Origin of the sequence: Photobacterium phosphoreum (assembly GCF_002954725.1) — a bacterium.
Lineage (GTDB): Bacteria > Pseudomonadota > Gammaproteobacteria > Enterobacterales > Vibrionaceae > Photobacterium > Photobacterium phosphoreum.
This window is the reverse complement of record NZ_MSCQ01000002.1, coordinates 318,576-319,678: the sequence shown is the minus strand read 5'-3', so window position 1 is coordinate 319,678 and position 1,103 is coordinate 318,576. Positions and strand designations below refer to the sequence as shown.

At 47.1% G+C, this 1,103-nt stretch carries 1 protein-coding gene; it reads right to left on the bottom strand.

The window, feature by feature from the left end; all coding sequences use genetic code 11:
* Nucleotides 1–1,103 (bottom strand): Ig-like domain-containing protein (locus BTO21_RS13545; RefSeq protein ID WP_146107835.1); only part of this gene is annotated, 1,103 nt, incomplete at both ends.

Genomic DNA, 1,103 nt, shown 5'->3' with positions numbered 1-1,103 from the left:
ACCAGCTTGTACTGTGGTGGTGTAAGTTTCAGTACCAACAGTAACCGTTACTGTATCGCCAACTTTGACATCATCACCAACGGTACCGTGGACAGGAATGTCGGTTTTGGCTTCAGCAGCATTAATCACATCATCAGCAGTGATGTTCTCAATCGCAATCGTCGCTGCAATTGTGGTATCAACGGTGTACGGATGATCAGCATTCGCTGTTGCAGTATTACCCGCAGTGTCTGTAGTCGTTACTGTTGCCTGTACATCATGACCGCTGTTATTAACCAACACACTGCCCGGAACATCAACGGTCCACGTATTACCCGCTTGTACTGTGGTGGTGTAAGTTTGTGAGCCAACAGTCACTGTTACTGTATCGCCAACTTTGACATCATCACCCACGGTACCGTGAACAGGAATATCAGTTTTAGCTTCAGCAGCATTAATCACATCATCAGCAGTAATGCTATCGATCGCAATCGTCGCGGCAATTGCAGTATCAACCGTATATGGATGATCAGCATTCGCTGTGGCTGTGTTACCCGCAGTGTCTGTAGTAGTTACTGTTGCCTGTACATCATGGCCGCTGTTATTAACCAACACACTGCCTGGTACATCAACCGTCCACGTATTACCAGCTTGCACTGTGGTGGTGTACGTTTGTGAGCCAACAGTAACCGTTACTGTATCGCCAACTTGAACGTCTGCACCAACGGTACCGTGAACCGGAATATCTGTTTTAGCTTCGGTAGCATTAATGATGTCATCTGCAGTGATGCTATCAATCGCGATCGTAGCTGCAATTGAAGTATCAACCGTATACGGATGCTCGGCATTTGCTGTTGCACTATTACCCGCAGTGTCTGTGGTGGTAACGGTCGCTTGAACGTCATGACCACCGTTATCAACCAGAACTTTACCCGGAACATTCACTGTCCACGTATTACCCGTTTGTACTGTAGTAGTGTAAGTTTCAGAGCCAACAGTCACTGTTACTGTATCGCCAACTTTTACATCGTCACCAACGGTACCGTGGACAGGAATATCTGTTTTGGCTTCAGCGGCATTAATGATGTCATCAGCAGTGATGTTCTCAATCGCAATCGTCGCGG